Origin of the sequence: Pseudomonas sp. PSKL.D1, from assembly GCF_028898945.1 — a bacterium.
GTDB lineage: Bacteria > Pseudomonadota > Gammaproteobacteria > Pseudomonadales > Pseudomonadaceae > Aquipseudomonas.
In genome coordinates this window covers 4,449,703-4,465,332 of sequence record NZ_CP118607.1, presented here as the reverse complement: position 1 = coordinate 4,465,332, position 15,630 = coordinate 4,449,703, and the positions used below count along the sequence as shown (strand labels likewise).

At 58.4% G+C, this 15,630-nt stretch carries 14 protein-coding genes; 4 read left to right on the top strand and 10 right to left on the bottom strand.

Annotated elements, in window-relative coordinates; genetic code table 11:
* Window positions 1-700 precede the first annotated feature (700 nt).
* From PVV54_RS19860 to PVV54_RS19815, 10 genes are all read right to left on the bottom strand, one after another.
* Complete coding sequence (locus tag PVV54_RS19860) at window positions 701-1,177, bottom strand: hypothetical protein (RefSeq protein ID WP_274906880.1); 477 nt, start codon at window positions 1,175-1,177, stop codon at window positions 701-703.
* Window positions 1,174-1,401, bottom strand: coding sequence for a hypothetical protein (locus PVV54_RS19855; RefSeq protein ID WP_274906879.1), 228 nt, complete (start codon window positions 1,399-1,401; stop codon window positions 1,174-1,176). Before PVV54_RS19855 ends, PVV54_RS19860 begins: the two co-directional genes overlap by 4 nt.
* On the bottom strand, window positions 1,391-1,546 hold the full coding sequence (locus tag PVV54_RS19850; protein ID WP_274906878.1) for a hypothetical protein: 156 nt from the start codon (window positions 1,544-1,546) through the stop codon (window positions 1,391-1,393). Before PVV54_RS19850 ends, PVV54_RS19855 begins: the two co-directional genes overlap by 11 nt.
* 595 nt (window positions 1,547-2,141) lie before the next feature.
* Window positions 2,142-3,650 (bottom strand): tyrosine-type recombinase/integrase, encoded by a 1,509-nt coding sequence (locus PVV54_RS19845; RefSeq protein WP_274906877.1) that lies wholly within the window; start codon window positions 3,648-3,650, stop codon window positions 2,142-2,144.
* A gap of 285 nt (window positions 3,651-3,935) precedes the next feature.
* On the bottom strand, window positions 3,936-4,226 hold the full coding sequence (locus tag PVV54_RS19840; RefSeq protein ID WP_274906876.1) for a DUF3077 domain-containing protein: 291 nt from the start codon (window positions 4,224-4,226) through the stop codon (window positions 3,936-3,938).
* 124 nt (window positions 4,227-4,350) lie between these two features.
* Entirely contained in the window at window positions 4,351-4,614 is a 264-nt protein-coding gene (locus PVV54_RS19835; protein ID WP_274906875.1) for a hypothetical protein, read from the bottom strand.
* A gap of 1,101 nt (window positions 4,615-5,715) precedes the next feature.
* Window positions 5,716-8,118 (bottom strand): glucose/quinate/shikimate family membrane-bound PQQ-dependent dehydrogenase, encoded by a 2,403-nt coding sequence (locus tag PVV54_RS19830; protein ID WP_274906874.1) that lies wholly within the window; start codon window positions 8,116-8,118, stop codon window positions 5,716-5,718.
* A gap of 56 nt (window positions 8,119-8,174) precedes the next feature.
* Window positions 8,175-9,542 (bottom strand): carbohydrate porin, encoded by a 1,368-nt coding sequence (locus tag PVV54_RS19825; RefSeq protein ID WP_274906873.1) that lies wholly within the window; start codon window positions 9,540-9,542, stop codon window positions 8,175-8,177.
* Between the two features lie 290 nt (window positions 9,543-9,832).
* On the bottom strand, window positions 9,833-10,546 hold the full coding sequence (locus PVV54_RS19820) for a cupin domain-containing protein (protein ID WP_274906872.1): 714 nt from the start codon (window positions 10,544-10,546) through the stop codon (window positions 9,833-9,835).
* Window positions 10,547-10,567: 21 nt separating this feature from the next.
* The gene (locus PVV54_RS19815) at window positions 10,568-11,425 is read right to left on the bottom strand and encodes a GNAT family N-acetyltransferase (RefSeq protein WP_274906871.1); all 858 of its coding nucleotides are present in this window, start codon (window positions 11,423-11,425) and stop codon (window positions 10,568-10,570) included.
* Between the two features lie 231 nt (window positions 11,426-11,656).
* Here PVV54_RS19815 and PVV54_RS19810 point away from each other — a divergent pair, with 231 nt between their 5' ends.
* The 4 genes from PVV54_RS19810 (at window position 11,657) to PVV54_RS19795 (ending at window position 15,570) form a co-directional block, all read left to right on the top strand.
* The gene (locus PVV54_RS19810) at window positions 11,657-13,129 is read left to right on the top strand and encodes an aldehyde dehydrogenase family protein (RefSeq protein WP_274906870.1); all 1,473 of its coding nucleotides are present in this window, start codon (window positions 11,657-11,659) and stop codon (window positions 13,127-13,129) included.
* A 52-nt stretch (window positions 13,130-13,181) separates the two neighbouring features.
* The gene (locus PVV54_RS19805) at window positions 13,182-13,451 is read left to right on the top strand and encodes a hypothetical protein (protein WP_274906869.1); all 270 of its coding nucleotides are present in this window, start codon (window positions 13,182-13,184) and stop codon (window positions 13,449-13,451) included.
* A gap of 107 nt (window positions 13,452-13,558) precedes the next feature.
* Window positions 13,559-14,227, top strand: a complete 669-nt coding sequence (locus PVV54_RS19800; RefSeq protein ID WP_274906868.1) for a haloacid dehalogenase type II — start codon at window positions 13,559-13,561, stop codon at window positions 14,225-14,227.
* Window positions 14,228-14,295: 68 nt separating this feature from the next.
* Window positions 14,296-15,570 (top strand): NAD(P)/FAD-dependent oxidoreductase, encoded by a 1,275-nt coding sequence (locus PVV54_RS19795; RefSeq protein WP_274906867.1) that lies wholly within the window; start codon window positions 14,296-14,298, stop codon window positions 15,568-15,570.
* The last annotated feature ends 60 nt before the right edge of the window (window positions 15,571-15,630 follow it).

Below are 15,630 nucleotides of genomic sequence, written 5' to 3'. Positions count from 1 at the left end.
ATGTATTTCAGTGCCTGCCGGTGAGCACGAATGTGCGAATGCTTTTGGGAGAGAGGACAACAGTCCTCAAAGCTCTTGATCTCTCTTCTGTACCCGGTACAGTATATCAACACCTTAGCGAAGCTAAGAATAATAACATTCTTAACTACGTTAAGTAGTTAATTATTTTTTATCTTTGGAGTGTTTACACTCCTTTCTCTTTACTTATTCTTTAATTATAACTATGTGCTACAGCACATAATAATGTAATGCTTTTGCTTTACCTACCTCGCTACCGCTCGGCAGGCAAGCCCTATTCTACAGCAACGGAAGGAAAATGTCAATACCAAATGCGAAATATTTTCATTTGCGATAGCTACCTTCGCAATACCCCCTGTAACGCTCCCTAGTGCGATTAGAGCGATGCAGACCTATACCTCGCTACCTTTTCTTGCATGAGACGATAAAACGCTCAGAATCGCTCCGTTGGTGCCTTCCTGCGTATTGCTCCTGCCATTCTGAAGATAAATTTGGTTAAACGTACTATCCGTTGAGAAATGATGATTTTTTCAGTGCGAACGTTGGGTGTGTTAAGCACCATCACCATCATCCCCAATGGTTATCGGATAAAACGACTTTTCTTGATGCATAAAAAAAGCTTCCTACCAGCGTTAACCAGTAGGAAGCATCCTGTATATCCATTGTTAATGACCCTAGGTTGTCACTCCGGAATGACCAACGGTTTGTAGCAACCTTGAACCTCTTTTTCGATGGATGCCAGTTGCTTCGCCTTAGCGGCTTCTGCTGCCTTACGCTCTTTGTCCTCAGCAGCCTGAATGAGTTGCTGACGAAGCATATCATGATATCGTGCATGTTCAGCTTGCAGATGGGCAATGTACTTTGCTTTCTGCTCAGCACGAATTTTGGCAATGTCTTCTTCCTGCATCGCCGGTGGTTTTACCATGTAAGTCGAGTGATAAAGCTCAGCATGATTCAGATGTTTAGTAGAAGTAATTGTATAGCCCTGACTTGCTTTGTCGATTACTTTTTGAAGGAACTCATGCCCAAGACAGGCACTGACCAACTCCATACTCTGCTCGGTACTGCGATAAACCCTAGTCCATCCTTCTACTCGTCGCTCAAGCTCTGCCTCATCGAATTGTGGAGGCACCCCAGTTATCTTAACCTTCTCTGTCATTTATTCATTTCCTTTTGTTTGTTAAACATGATTTTGGCAATCGCCTTGCGAATGATATCTAAGCGGAAAGCTTCCAGATCAAAACCCGGTGAAGCGACGACTGCTGGTGATGGTGCAACTACCACTGGCTTACCGGTTACAGTGTTTGCCTGTTGCTTGGTCTGCCGTTGCTTGCGATTAGCGTTTGCTCGTTGCATTCCCTTGATGAATGAATCAACGCTCATAACGGGCACCGCACGTAATATGTGCAGCGAGTATTTCAAGCATATCACTACACCGTTGGCCTTCTGCACGATTCCCGGTAACTGCCGCCGCTGCTCTCAACGATTTATAATGCTTGATCTGCTGATAGATTTCTTTATTCGTCATGTTGTATTTCCCCTTAATGAATGTGAGTCAGATGGTCGCTCACCACCTTAGTAAGATAGGTGTTGATTCCCTGATTGCCTTTATAGGCCGCTAAAAATAGGTCAACATGTAAAGAAGTAGGCAAACGAAAGGGAATCAATACTGACTGCTCCTTCAAAGCCCTCCACTTCTTGCTGCGGCACCTCCCGCTGCAAGTTACAGCGTCAGACCGTTTGTTTGTTAATGGTGCCTGGCAAGACAGGCAGCAACGTGTTTGTTCCATTGATTGAACCTCTTAATGATAAATGTAATGGTGCCTATCGAACGAATAGCTATACAGGCATAAGAAAACCCCTCGCCACAATGAAGTGAACGAGGGGGCTAAGGAGAAATGTGTACCACTACGGTAGAGAACATAGTGGTAGAGCAGGCCGTAGAATACAGAAAAGGAAACCATGATCTACAGTTGCTAACAACGCCGAGGGAAGGCGTTAGAGGATGTTGAGAGGGAGGGTTTATAACCCTGAAAGCCCTAAGCTAATAACCTCTTAACATGCGACCATTATAGCGAATGATTCTCATTCTGTCAATACCTGTTGCAACTTTCTTGAAACTTTTAGGTGAAATTGAATGATAGTTTCTCCAATGCTTTCAATTTCTGCTGGGGGCTGGCGCCCTCGTCATAAATGTCGAACGTAACAATGCCAGTTTCATGTCCAACAATGTTTGCAACAGTAGGTCCGACTACTCCAGCACGGAGTAGTAGTGTAATTACCATTGAGCGCACGCTGTGGAATACATGCTGTTTACCAAAGCCTTCTGCTGTCTTCATTCTACCGAATGCTTTGCTCAGAGAGTCTGATCTGATTCCGTATTTATTTCCGCTTGTGGCTGGGAGTAGAAAACCATCAGCACTGTCATTGATTAGTCGTTCAACGGTGGTTTGGATTGAAGGGTGTACTGGTATTTCCCTAATGCCAGCCGCTGTTTTACTGTCTTCAATCTTAAAGCTCAGAACACCTTCAACTTTAACAACTGACTCCTTGCGAAGCTGGGCAAGTTCCTCAATGCGACAGCCAGTGTGAGAGCCAAGTTCGATCAGGTCACATAATGCCCGGTTATTTTGTGTCTTAGCTACTTTGTAAAGGCTTTCAATCTGTTCAGGGGTGAATGCTTTGCGTGCTGCTGCTACCTTGGCCTTACCGCTAAGTTTTGGCAGGGCTTGCTCTTTGAACGGGTTGTCTTGGCCCTGATGAAGTTCTTTCCAGTGTGTGTCATGTTTGATCGCCCATTGCCAGAATGTTGAACCTGCAAGCAGATATTGAGCTTTGGTCTTGCTTGTCATGTTCAATGATTCTAACCACGCGGCAACTGTCTCGCTGGTCAACGGTTTACCTTGGTCACGAAGGTAGTCTGATAACTTCCTGAGCTTGCTTTCCTGCTGGTCTATCGTTTTGTTTGCGATACTATCTTTAACTCGTTGTGCCCTGAATTTGTCCAGGCGTCCGTCAGTGATGGGGGAGACGGGCTTGTAGATTACCGGGTTGTGAATAATAGCCTTTGCTTCTTGGTGTTCAGCATCAGACAGGCCGTACTCCTCTGAAATACACACTGCTTCCATGTCAGCCATGATTGTCAGAAGCTCGTTGTGCAGGTCAATACCGGCACCGGCGGTGATACCGTCTTCAAGTGCAGCAACGTACCGCTTCGCGTAGTCTGTGAGTCTGCTGGCTATAGCGTCATGCCCTTCATTGCGAAGGTTACTGATGATTTCTGGTAGTTGTTCGAACCATGCGAAACTTGGTGTAGGCTCGTCGGGAGAGACGGGGGTATAAATACGTGTGATTGCTTTGGTTCGTTGGGTTTGTAAATCCAAACCTGCTTGATGCTGAGCAAGTCTCCACTGGTCGCCTGAGACGAGCTTATGTTCCCTTGCTGCCGCTATGTCAGCTTTCCACTGTGCGAGGATAGGTAGTCGCCGGTCCATGGCTTCGGATCGGTTGCTGGTGCCGGTGGTCTTGATCAGTTTGGCACGCCCACCAAAGGCATGACGTACATCAGCAGGGACTGCCATTCTGACGTACCAAGTGCTTTCGCCGGGTTTCTGTACAAGGTGTGTGGCCATGCTGAGCAGTCTCCATTTTGACCACTCAATTTGACCACTATTGATGATAAAAGCCAATAGATACGGTGTATTATGGGCTGTAGGGTTTAAATCTTAGAGTCCCTATCTCTCCGCCATATTAAAGGCCCCGAGCGCTGTATAGCCCTCGGGGCTTTTTTCGTTTGGGGGATTTTGGGGGAATGGCTGCCTGTGATGGCCCTTCGCGGATAAATCCGCTCCTACAGGTGCCGCGCAATGTCGGGCCTGCGCGGTCCTTGTAGGAGCGGATTTATCCGCGAGAGGCCATCAGCCTTGATGCAGAGTCTGAGGCTCAGCCAGCGGTCGTGCACGCATCCCCAACTCAGCATCATCCAGCAACGCCTTGGCCATCGCGCTCAGGTAATGCGACGCCCAAATCAGCTTTTCATCCTTCTCCATCAGCCCGGCGATTGTCAGGTCGCGCACGTAGCCCATCAGTTCGGAGGCTTGTTCGCGGGCGTATTCGCAAGGGATACCGGGTTCGATGCGGAACAGCGGGTGGGTTTGGTTTTCGCCTTGGCAGAAGCGGGTTTTGCCGGGGGTGGTGTTTGTGGGCATTGTGGGTTCTCCCTGAAAACAGTTGTTGCCGGTGCGGGCCTCTCGCGGATGAATCCGCTCCTACAGGGCTGTGTAATGGCCTGGACTGTGTAGGAGCGGATTTATCCGCGAGAGGCCGTCAGCCTTAATGCAGCGTCTGCGGCTCAGCCGGCAAATGCGCGTGCATCTGCAACTGCAACAACGCCGACTCGACCAGCGCATGCACGGCTTCCATCTCGTGAATCACCGCCTGCATTACGATCGAGCTGGATGCAGTGGGTTTCAGTTGCACGGACTGGCGGGCCACGGTCAGTGCGCAGAGCACGTATTCCGAGGTCTGGATCAGGGTGTCTTGCACGCCGTTGGGCAAAGGGAGGGAGTAGGGTGGATCGGGGACCATCTTGCGCATGTAAACTCCTTGGATCAGGTGGAGCTACCTACAACGCTGTCAAACGAATGGAGGCAGCTGTACACGGGTTGACAGACCGGTGATCCAAGGAAGCCCGGCGCACACGAAGGTGCCCCGTGCACAGCTACCATAAAACGCTGCAACGGCACCTTGAATCGATCAGCCTGTCAAAGCCGGTCGCTGATTTGGCAACGACCGGCCGAGACTAGGCCGCAATCCAGGCACATGCAATGGCTTGGCAGGGGCAGCAATATAATTCGGAAATGGACTACAAGAAATGGGAAAAATCTGAGGATTTCTTGTAGGACCTGTAACAAAAAATGCCGCTTGAGAGCGTAATGCTGTTCACTTAAGAATGCCGGGGCTGCTGCGCAGCCCTTTCGCGACACAAGGCCGCTCCCACACTGACCGCGTGAGCCCTGCATTTTCAGGGTTATGGCGGACTATGTGGGAGCGGCCTTGTGTCGCGAAAGGGCCGCAAAGCGGCCCCGGCATTTTCAGTTCAAACCTGGGCGTCAGTCGGCAAGCTTGTAAGCGATGACGTAGTCACCCTGCTTGGTCCCGAGCGAGCCATGGCCGCCGGCCATGACCAGCACGTACTGTTTGCCATCCTTGCCTTGGTAGGTCAAAACAAGAGGGTGGCAGCGGTACGCGGGTTGACAGACCGAGGACTCCGGAGACTCGGCGCACACGAGGTGCCCCACGTACTGCCGCCATAAAGCTAGAGCACGTGCTCGGAGTGGGTTCAGCCTGTCAAAGCCGGTCGCTGATTTGGCAACGACCGGCCGAGACTAGGCCGCAATCCAGGCACATGCAATGGCTTGGCAGGGGCAGCAATATAATTCGGAAATGGACTACAAGAAATGGGAAAAATCTGAGGATTTCTTGTAGGACCTGTAACAAAAAATGCCGCTTGAGAGCGTAATGCTGTTCACTTAAGAATGCCGGGGCTGCTGCGCAGCCCTTTCGCGACACAAGGCCGCTCCCACACTGACCGCGTGAGCCCTGCATTTTCAGGGTTATGGCGGACTATGTGGGAGCGGCCTTGTGTCGCGAAAGGGCCGCAAAGCGGCCCCGGCATTTTCAGTTCAAACCTGGGCGTCAGTCGGCAAGCTTGTAAGCGATGACGTAGTCACCCTGCTTGGTCCCGAGCGAGCCATGGCCGCCGGCCATGACCAGCACGTACTGTTTGCCATCCTTGCCTTGGTAGGTCATTGGCGTGGTTTGCGCGCCGGCCGGCAGGCGGCCTTCCCACAATACCTTGCCGTCGCGTACGTCATAAGCACGCAGGTACTGGTCCAGGGTGCCCGACAGGAACGCCAGGCCACTGGCAGTCATGAAGCTGCCGCCCAGGCTCGGTACGCCCATCGGCAGGGCCAGCGGCAGTGGCGAGTTGTCGCGCACGGTGCCGTTCTTGTGCTGCCAGATGACCTTGTGGGTGGTCAGGTCAACGGCTGCCACGTAGCCCCAGGCAGGTGCCTGGCACGGCAAGCCGACCGGCGACAGGAACGGCGACATGATCACGCCATACGGCGCGCCCTTGTTGGGTTGCACACCCTCGGTCTCGGACTTGCGGGCCGGGCCGCCAGCCACTTCTTCGCTTGGCACCAGCTTCGAGACGAAGGCCATGTAGTCCGGGTTGGCGAACAGCACCTGGCGCACCGGGTCAACCGAGATGCCGCCCCAGTCGAATACGCCGAAGTTGCCCGGGAACACCAGCGAGCCCTGGGTGGAAGGCGGGGTGAACATGCCTTCGTAGCGCAGCGACTTGAAGTTGATGCGGCACAGCATCTGGTCGAAGGGCGACACGCCCCACATGTCGGTTTCCTTGACGGTCGGCGGGGCGAAGCTCAGGGCCGAGAACGCCTGGGTAGGCGAAGTGCGGTCACCTTCCACGGCGCCTTGTGGCACCGGGCGCTCTTCGATCGGCACGATCGCTTCGCCGTTGCTGCGGTCCAGCACGTAGATGCTGCCCTGCTTGGTGGAGGCCAGCAGCGCAGGCTTCACGCCGTCGGCGGTCTTCAGGTCCATCAGGGTCGGCTGGCCGCCGACGTCCATGTCCCACAGGTCGTGGTGGGTGAACTGCCGGGTCCAGCGCACCTTGCCGGTGGCCAGGTCCAGCGCGGTTACGCCAGCGCTGTATTTTTCCGACTCTGGGGTACGGTTGCCGCCCCACTGGTCAGGCATCTGGTTGCCCATGGGCAGGTAGACCATGCCCAGTTTCTCGTCCACCGCAGGCACCGACCACATGTTCGGCGAGTTGCGGGTGTAGAACTTGTCGGCAGCAATCGGCGCGGTGGCGTCGGGGTTGCCCGGGTCCCAGTTCCAGACCAGGCGGCCGTCATGCACGTCGTAGGCACGGATTACGCCAGAAGGCTCATCCGTGGAGACGTTATCGGTCACGTGGCCACCGATGATCACCAGGTCCTTGGTAACCGCGGGTGGGGAGGTGGAATAGTAGCCACCGGCGGCGAAGGTGCCGATGTTGCGGGTGAGGTCGATCTGGCCTTTGTCACCCCAGCCTTCGCAGACCTTGCCGGTGTCGGCGTTGAGCGCGATCAGGCGAGTGTCGGCGGTGGGCAGGAACAGGCGGCGCGGGCAGGCGTTGGCGGTGTCGGCAGCGCTCTGCTGCACGGCGTCGGCTGAGGCGTAGGCTGCATCGTCGTGGTAGGACACGCCACGGCAGGTCATGTGCGCCCAACCTTTGAAGTTCTCGGCATTCTGCGTCGAGATTTTCGGGTCGTAGCGCCAGATTTCCTTACCGCTGTCCGGGTCCAGGGCAATTACCTGGCTGTGTGGGGTGCACACATACAGCATGCCGTTGACCTTCAGCGGGGTGTTTTCCGCGGTGGTCTCGCCCGGGTCGTTTTCGGTTGGGATGTCACCGGTGCGGAAGGTCCAGGCCGGTACCAGCTTGTGCACGTTGTCCGGGGTGATTTCCTTCAGCGGCGAGTACTTGTCGCCGTAGGCGGTACGCCCATAGCTCTGCCAGTCGCCATCGGGCTGGGCCGGGGCGGTGTTGGCCATGTCGGTGCTGGCGCGGTCGAGGGTGCCGTTGATTTCACGGTGTTCCACGAACTGGCTGGCCAGCGCGGCAAGGCCAGCCACCACAACGGCAAAGCCCAACGCGCCGGTGCTTTTGCCTGCTGTGCTGCTGCCGTGCAACGGGCGGCGGAACCAGGGCAGCAGCATCACGATGCCGAGCACGAACCACAGCGCCAGGCGGGGCACCAGGCGCCACCAGTCCAGGCCTACTTCGACCAGCGACCATACGGTGCTGGCAAACAGCACCAAGGCATACAGCCACAGTGCGGCAGGTTTGCCGAGCATCAGCAGAATGCCAGTCAGGGCAATGCCCACGCCGGCGATGAGGTAGTACAGCGAGCCGCCGAGGGTGGCCAGCTTGATGCCGCCTGCCACCAGGGCCAGGCCCATCAGCAGCAGCACGACCCCGAGCAGGCTCGGTAGCAGTCGGCTACGGTTCGAAGCACCTTGAGTGCTCATAAAAAACTCCGTTTCAAGTGAGTCAGGAAAGCCGGCCTGAGCCGGCGCGCTTCACGTCAGAAGGACGCTTGGATCTTCAGGCCGCCGACCCAGGCATCGTCCACCTGGGACACACCACCGGGGTGACGGACGTACTGCAGGTTTGGCCGCACGGTCAGCCAGTTGGTGACATGCACGCCGTAGTTCAGCTCGGCGTTGTACTCGGTGTCCTGTACCGGCAGGTAGGCGGGGTCGTCATAATCGTAGACGCCGCTGGCCAGGTTCGAGGCCTTGGCATTCTTGCGGTAGGCGGGGTTCACGTGGATCAGCGACACGGCCAGGCCGATGTCGTCCTGCGGGCGGGCATCGAACAGGCCTTTGTAGATGGCGCCGGCGGACGCGTAGTGGTCGACCATGTTGGTCTTCTTGTCATGCACGGTGGCCATGGCGAACAGGCTCAGGCCGCGCGAGGTGTCGGCACCTACCTGGGTCACCTGCTGTTTCACGCCCAGCCACAAGCCGTGCTTGCTCGAAGCACTGCGGTAGTCGTTGCCGCTGATGGCGGCCGGTTGGCCGTGGTTGTCCTTGAGCACGTCCTTGGCGTCGGCAGTGCTGTAGTAGTAGCCGGCCCGGTATTCGCCCGGTAGGCCGTTCAAGCGGGGTTGCCAGACCAGTTCGACCGGCAGCACGGCGCCTTCGGTACCGCTGCCGCTAAGCTTGAAGCCATTGCCCGACTCGGTGTTCGAGGGGTTCTGCTCGTAGGCGCCGATCTGCGCGTAGAGCTCGGGGGTAATCGCGTACTTGACCCGCGCCGCCCACTGGCTGACGGGCCAGTTGTACCAGATGCCACCCCAGTTACCGACCTGGGAGCCGCAGAACGCCAGGTTCTGGAAATCGCAGTCGTAGGTGTTGAAGTCCTCGCCTTCACCAAACCGGCCGACCTTGATGTCCAGGCGCTGGTCGAAGAATTTCTGCTGGTAGAACATCTGGGTCAGGCGCCAGTGCGAACCGCGCCCCCACACTTCCTGGGACGAACTCAGGGTGCCGACGCGCGGGTCACCGATGCGGTCGTTGGAGATGTTGTCGCCGTTGCGGTCGGTGACGGTCAGCTGGAAGGCCGCATCGTGCCAACCCAGCAGTTTTTGCAGGTCGAACTTGGCACCGAAGGCGAACTGGTCGCTGTAGCGCGTGGCACGGCTGTTGTTGTAACCGCCACCCAGGTTTGCACCGACCTCGCCCACGTAGCTGGCGTTGAACTCGATGCCCTGCTGCGCAAGATCATCGCGGGTGCCGCCCCAGTTGCCGAACATGTAGGGCGATTGACTATCGAAGGCATCCGTTGCCGAGGCTGGGCTTACCACTGCCAAGCCACTGAGCAGCGCAAAGGTGAACGTGCAGGCCTGCAACCCGGATGGGGTGAGGTAGCGCTGTCTTGAGTCGTGCATGCAAATATTAACGCTCGTTTTTTGTAAGGAATAAGGGAGGGAAAGCGGAGTGATGCGTAGAGCCAGCCGGAAATGTTACTGGTTATTTCTAGCTGGTGCGCAAGTGTAATGCATTGTCCGATCACATTTATTGAGGACGGTGCATGAAACTTTTGTGGATTGCGTACGATTTTGAGGGGGGAATCAGAGCCTGATGCTCTGAAGGCGTGGCAGTTTGTGGTGACCCGGCATGGATTTACCGGAACGCGGGGCAAGCCATTCTCTCAGGCTGCCCCTGAAGCCGGCTTTACTCAATCAACCGCGTAGTACTTGCGCACGTAAACCGTGCTGGTCCACGCACACACCGTGCCCTTCGACACAAACACCGTATCCCCCGGCGCTACCGTCAAGCCGTTGCCTTCGGCATCGGTCAGCACGACCGTGCCTTCGAGCACGTGCATCAGTTCGTGCACCTTGTGCGCCCGGGCAATGCGGGCATACGGGGTGGAGTCCCAAACCCCGATGCGCAACGGGCTGGCGCTGTCTTCGAACAGGTTGTTGGCGCGGCACTGCGGCGCGGGGCCGATCAGCACGGCAGGCTCCAGCGACGCGGACGGGGCGAGTACGGCGCGGGCGTCAATCGGGAAAATGCCGGGTTTGTCGTCGCCATTTGCCAGGGTAGCGGTGCAGAAGGCGCACAGGCTGTCGGGGCTGGCAGTGATCCGCAGCGGGGTGCCGCGACCGATCACCACGGCCTGGCCTTTGTGCACTTCGACGGGCTGGGTATCACCCTGCAGCGTAATGACCCCGCGGTGCACAACCAGCATCTCGGTGAAGGGGTACTGCTCAACGGCCAGCGTGCCACCCAGCTGCAAAGTGCCCGCCGCAATGCCGTCATCGTGCATGACCGCGATGTGGCGGCTTGTGCCGAAGGGGTCGCTGCTGTTCAACTGGCCTTGCTGAAACGCGGTTGGCACAGGGCCATTGTCGGCACGTGCAAGCAGCAGGACGGGGTGTTGGGGCATGGGGAGTCTCCTGTAAATGAATCAGCCAAGGGCTTGGGTAATCAGGGCGAACTGGCTGACGCCGCCGGTGGCCTGGGGAATGGGGCCGAGGGACATCTGGGTCACGCTGTCGACCTTCGCCAGCCCCACCTTTTCCAGCCATGCCGACAAGCCGGAAGTCGTAGGGATATCGATGCGCACGAATTCGCCCGGTACGCCATTGAGCAAGGTGGCAATCAGGCGTTGGGCTTGCGCGCTGTCCTGGGCAATCACCGGGCCGATGCACAGGCCTCGGCCGAAGCGGCGCAGCAGGGCAAAACCTTGCAGTTGGCCATCCTGTTCGATGCCCACACCGCGCTCGATGGCCGGTAACAAGTCGTCCAGCAGCGCCGCACGGTCAAGGCCGCTGCCTGCCGTAGCCAGGGCAACCAGGCTTGGCGAGTCGGCCCGGCCAAGGTCGCGGTAATGATCGCCAGTATTCGCAGGCAACAGTTCACTCGGCAGGGCGGCGCCCTGGCGCTGTTCGACAGTGCCGAACGCTTTGAAGCCCATCTTGGCGTACAGCGGCTCGCCGGCAAGTGTGGCATTGAGGATGGCCGTGCGCGGCGGCACGCAACCCACTGCCAGCTCCATCAGCGTGCGGCCGATGCCTTTGCCTTGATACGCGTCGCTGACGATCACCAGGCCGATGGTGCTGAATGCCCCTTGATGGCAGGCGAACGCGCTGCCGATCACTTGGCCGTTGTCCATGGCCACAAAGCTTTGCGTGGTGCGCTGGAGCATCGCCCAGTCTTCCAGGCGATGGGGCCACTTCAGGGCTTGTGACAGCGCGTGGGCGTTGGCCACGTCGTCGGCTGTCATCGGGCGGTAGTCGTAAGAAGAAGGTGCTGAAACCGGCATGGCGGCACTCCCGTATGGGCCAGTGAAAAAGGCTGAACAACCCAGGTTCTTCACGCTGTATCCCACCCGCGGCCCGGGCTGGCAAGGGGGGCAGAGCGATTCGGTAGAAAGCACAAGTGGCAGGGGGGCAAGGCCACAGTAACTGCTTAAACACGGTGCAACGTCGGCAGCAAATGCTTGGCGTTTTTTTCTAGCATTGAAGGCCTCGTTTCCATACGCCTGGAGTCCTTCATGGATAGCTTCGATCCCCGTCTCATTGCTGTGCGCAGCGCCCACTTCATTGGCGGGCGCTACCGCGATGCGCAGCCAGGCATGGAGGTTTCCCGCCCCTCTGATGGCCAGGTGTACGCCTCGTTGCCATTGGCCGATGCCACGGTGGTGGATGAAGCCATCGGCAACGCCTGGCAGGCGTTCAAGGCCAGCGATTGGGCCAGCCGGCCACCGCGTGAGCGGGCGCGAGCGATGCGCCGCTGGGCAGACCTTGTTGAAGCAGACGGTGCGGTGCTGGCGCCGTTGGAGGCAGTAGGGTCGACCCGCCCGCACAAGGATGTGCTGGCCTGGGACATTCCTTATGTTGCAGAGGGCATCCGCTTTTTCGCCGAGCTGGCTGACAAGCACGGCGGCGAAGTGGCGGCCACCCAGACCGACCGCCTGGGCCTGCAGATTGCCGAGCCTTATGGTGTAGTCGCTGCAATCGCACCCTGGAATTTCCCACTGAGCATGGCCTCGTGGAAAGTCGCCCCCGCCCTGGCGGCCGGTAATGCGGTGGTGCTCAAGCCTTCCGAACTCACGCCGTTCTCCAGCCTGCGGTTTGCCGAACTGGCCGTGCAGGCGGGTATCCCGGCCGGCATCTTCAACGTGGTGCAAGGCGATGGCCGGGTGACGGGCGATGCCCTGTGCCGGCACCCGCTGGTGTCCAAGGTCACCTTTACCGGCTCCACGGCGACCGGGGCAAGCATCATGTCCACCTGTGCGCTGGTCGGCCCCAAGCCGGTGACGCTGGAACTGGGCGGCAAAAGCCCGCAACTGGTGTTCGCCGACGTACCCGACCTGGCCAAGACCGCGCACACCGTGGCCCTGGCCATTACCGGCAATGCCGGCCAAGTGTGCGTGTCCGGCTCACGGCTGATTATTCAGCGTTCGATCATGGCCCCTTTCATCGAACACCTGCAGGGCTATTTCAATGCCTTGAAACCCGGCCCGACGTGGTCCTCACACAGCACGTTGCCGCCGATCATTTCCCACCTGCAGGCACAGCGCATTGATGGCATTGTGCGCCGTGCCTGCGACGCCGGCGCCGAGGTGCTGGCCGGTGGCGGGTTGTTCGAAGGCATGGGCGGGGCGTATTACCAGCCGACGATCCTGGCGGGCGTGAACAGCCAAAGCCCGGCCGTGTGCGAAGAAATCTTTGGCCCGGTGCTGACGGTGCAGGCATTCGACGATGAAACCGAGGCCCTCGAACTGGCCAGGCACGATACCTATGGCCTGGCCGCCGGGGTGCACACGGCCGACCTCAACCGCGCCTTGCGCCTGGTACGCAAGCTGGAAGCCGGCACGGTCTGGGTAAACCGTTATGGCCGCAGCAACGATTACATCCTGCCAACCGGCGGCTACAAGCGCTCGGGCATTGGCAAGGACCTGGGGCGTGAAGCCTTTGAAGCCAACCTGCGCTTCAAGAGCGTGCTGATCGACATTCAGCCCTAGAAGCAGAATCTGCTGCACCTGACCGCCTTATATGGCCCGGGAGGTGCAGATCTTGCAGAACATCGTCATACCGATCGCGGGCAACGCCGCGTTCGCCGCCGAGTGCGGTGAATGTGGGTTGCCCGCGATGCGTTTGGCCGCAGACAGCAGGCTCTGCGGCACGAATGGCCGCAGCTTGCTTCAAGGCAGTGGAAAAGGGTCCAGGAATGTGCACGTTTTCAGGCTTTGCCCAACGTCGGAGCGCCCCGCAAAGAATGCTGACAGCGCCCCGCAAAACGGTGGTTTCTATCAAGCAGCCAGCGCTTTCAACGCCATCTGCTGATTTCACGGTGGTGTAATGAATCTGTGTTGCAGGGTTGCAATCACAGCTCCCGACCGGAGCGAATGCTCGTCATGCCTTGACCTCAACGAACTTCAGGACCGCACACCATGAGCTTTCTTCGACCTAAATTCATTACCTTCGACTGCTACGGCACGCTGACCAACTTCCACATGGGCACCATGACGCGCGAGCTGTTTGCCGACCGCGTACCCGCCGAACAGATGGATCAGTTCGTCAAGGACTTCTCGGCGTATCGCCTGGATCAGGTCAAGGGCGACTGGATGCCCTACGACGAAATCCTCAAGGTTGCACTGGCCCGTACCTGCAAGCGCTGGAACGTCGAGTACCGTGGCGAAGGCCAGCTCTACTACGACGCCGTGCCAACCTGGGGCCCGCATGCCGATGTACCGGCAGGCCTGTCCAAAATTGCCGACAAGATCCCACTGGTGATTTTCTCCAATGCCAGCGACAGCCAGATCATGTCCAACGTCGACAAACTGGGCGCACCGTTCCACAAGGTGTTTACCGCCGAGCAGGCCAAGGCCTACAAGCCGCGCCTGGCTGCATTCGAATTCATGCTCGACAACCTTAATTGCGGCCCGGAGGACATCCTGCACGTGTCTTCGAGCTTCCGTTACGACCTGTTCCCCGCCCATGACATGAAGATCAAGAACAAGGCTTTCGTCGCCCGTGGCCACGAGGTGCCGGCCAACGAGTTCTACGGCTATCGCCAGATTCCGGACATCGGCGGCCTGGCCGGGCTGGTCGGCCTGTAAGGCGGCGCAGCCGTCAACGCTGGCACCTTTGAAAACGCTCAAGCATGAGCAGGCAAACGGGGAATGAGATGCGCAGTGAATCCTATTGGCTCGATACCGCACCCGCCTTCAACGGCGCGCAACACGGGGCGGTGGAAGGTAGCGCTGATGTGGTCGTGGTTGGCGGTGGTTTTACCGGCCTTTCGGCTGCGCGCTCCCTGGCGCTGAAGGGTGCCAACGTGGTCGTGCTGGAGGCCGGTGCGGTCATCGGCGAAGCCTCTGGCCGCAATGGTGGCCAGTGCAACACCGGTGTGGCGCAGGACTATGCGGCGCTGTGCGCAAGCCTGGGTGTAGAGCAGGCGCGCGAGTACTACAAGGCGTACGAAAGCGCAGTGCAGAGTGTGGTGACCCTGGTGGAACGCGAGGGCATTGCCTGTGACCTGGTGCGCAACGGCAAGCTCAAGCTGGCGGCCAAGGCCAAGCACTTCGACAGCATGGCCCGCACTTGCGAGCTGATCCGGCGTGATGTGGATGCTGACGTGGAGTTGCTGAGCGCAGCCCAGGTGCGTGCCGAAGTCGATTCGTCGGCGTTTCATGGTGGCCTGCTGCAGCGCAATGGCGTGCAAATGCATGTCGGGCGTTTTGGTGTTGGCTTGGCTGAAGCGGCCGTTCGCCAGGGCGCGCGAGTCTATGAAGGCGCAGCGGTAAAGGGCTGGAAAGCCAACCGGGGCGGCTACCAGGTCGATACGTCCAAAGGGAAGATCCAGGCGCGGCAGATCTTGCTGGCAACCGGTGCTTGCCAACACGGTGGGCCGGGCTGGTACCGCCGGCGCATCGTGCCGGTGGGCAGCTTCGTGGTGACCACCGAGGTGTTGCCACAAACGCTGATCGATCAACTGTTCACCCAGCAACGCTCGTACGTGACCAGCCGGCTGATCGGCAACTACTTCCGGGTCACCCCCGACAACCGTTTGCTGTTCGGTGGCCGGGCGCGTTTTGCCATGTCCAACAGCAGCTCCGATGCCAAGAGCGGCAAGGTATTGCAGGCCGCCATGGCCCAGCTGTTCCCGCAACTGGCCAATGTGCGCATCGACTATTGCTGGGGTGGGCTGGTGGACATGACCTCCGACCGCCTGCCACGGGCAGGTGAGCACGACGGCATTTTCTACTCCATGGGCTACAGCGGCCATGGGGTGCAGATGTCGGTGCACATGGGCCAGGTGATGGCCGATGTAATGGACGGCAAGCCGCACGCCAACCCGTGGCGCGCACTCAAGTGGCCTGCGGTGCCCGGCCACTTTGGCACGCCCTGGTTCCTCCCTCTGGTTGGCGCCTATTACCGCTTCCAGGACCAACGCCTGTAACGCCAGGCAAGCGTTTTAGCTTCACCGTCGTCGTTTGTGTTTCAAGGATGCCCTGGCTGA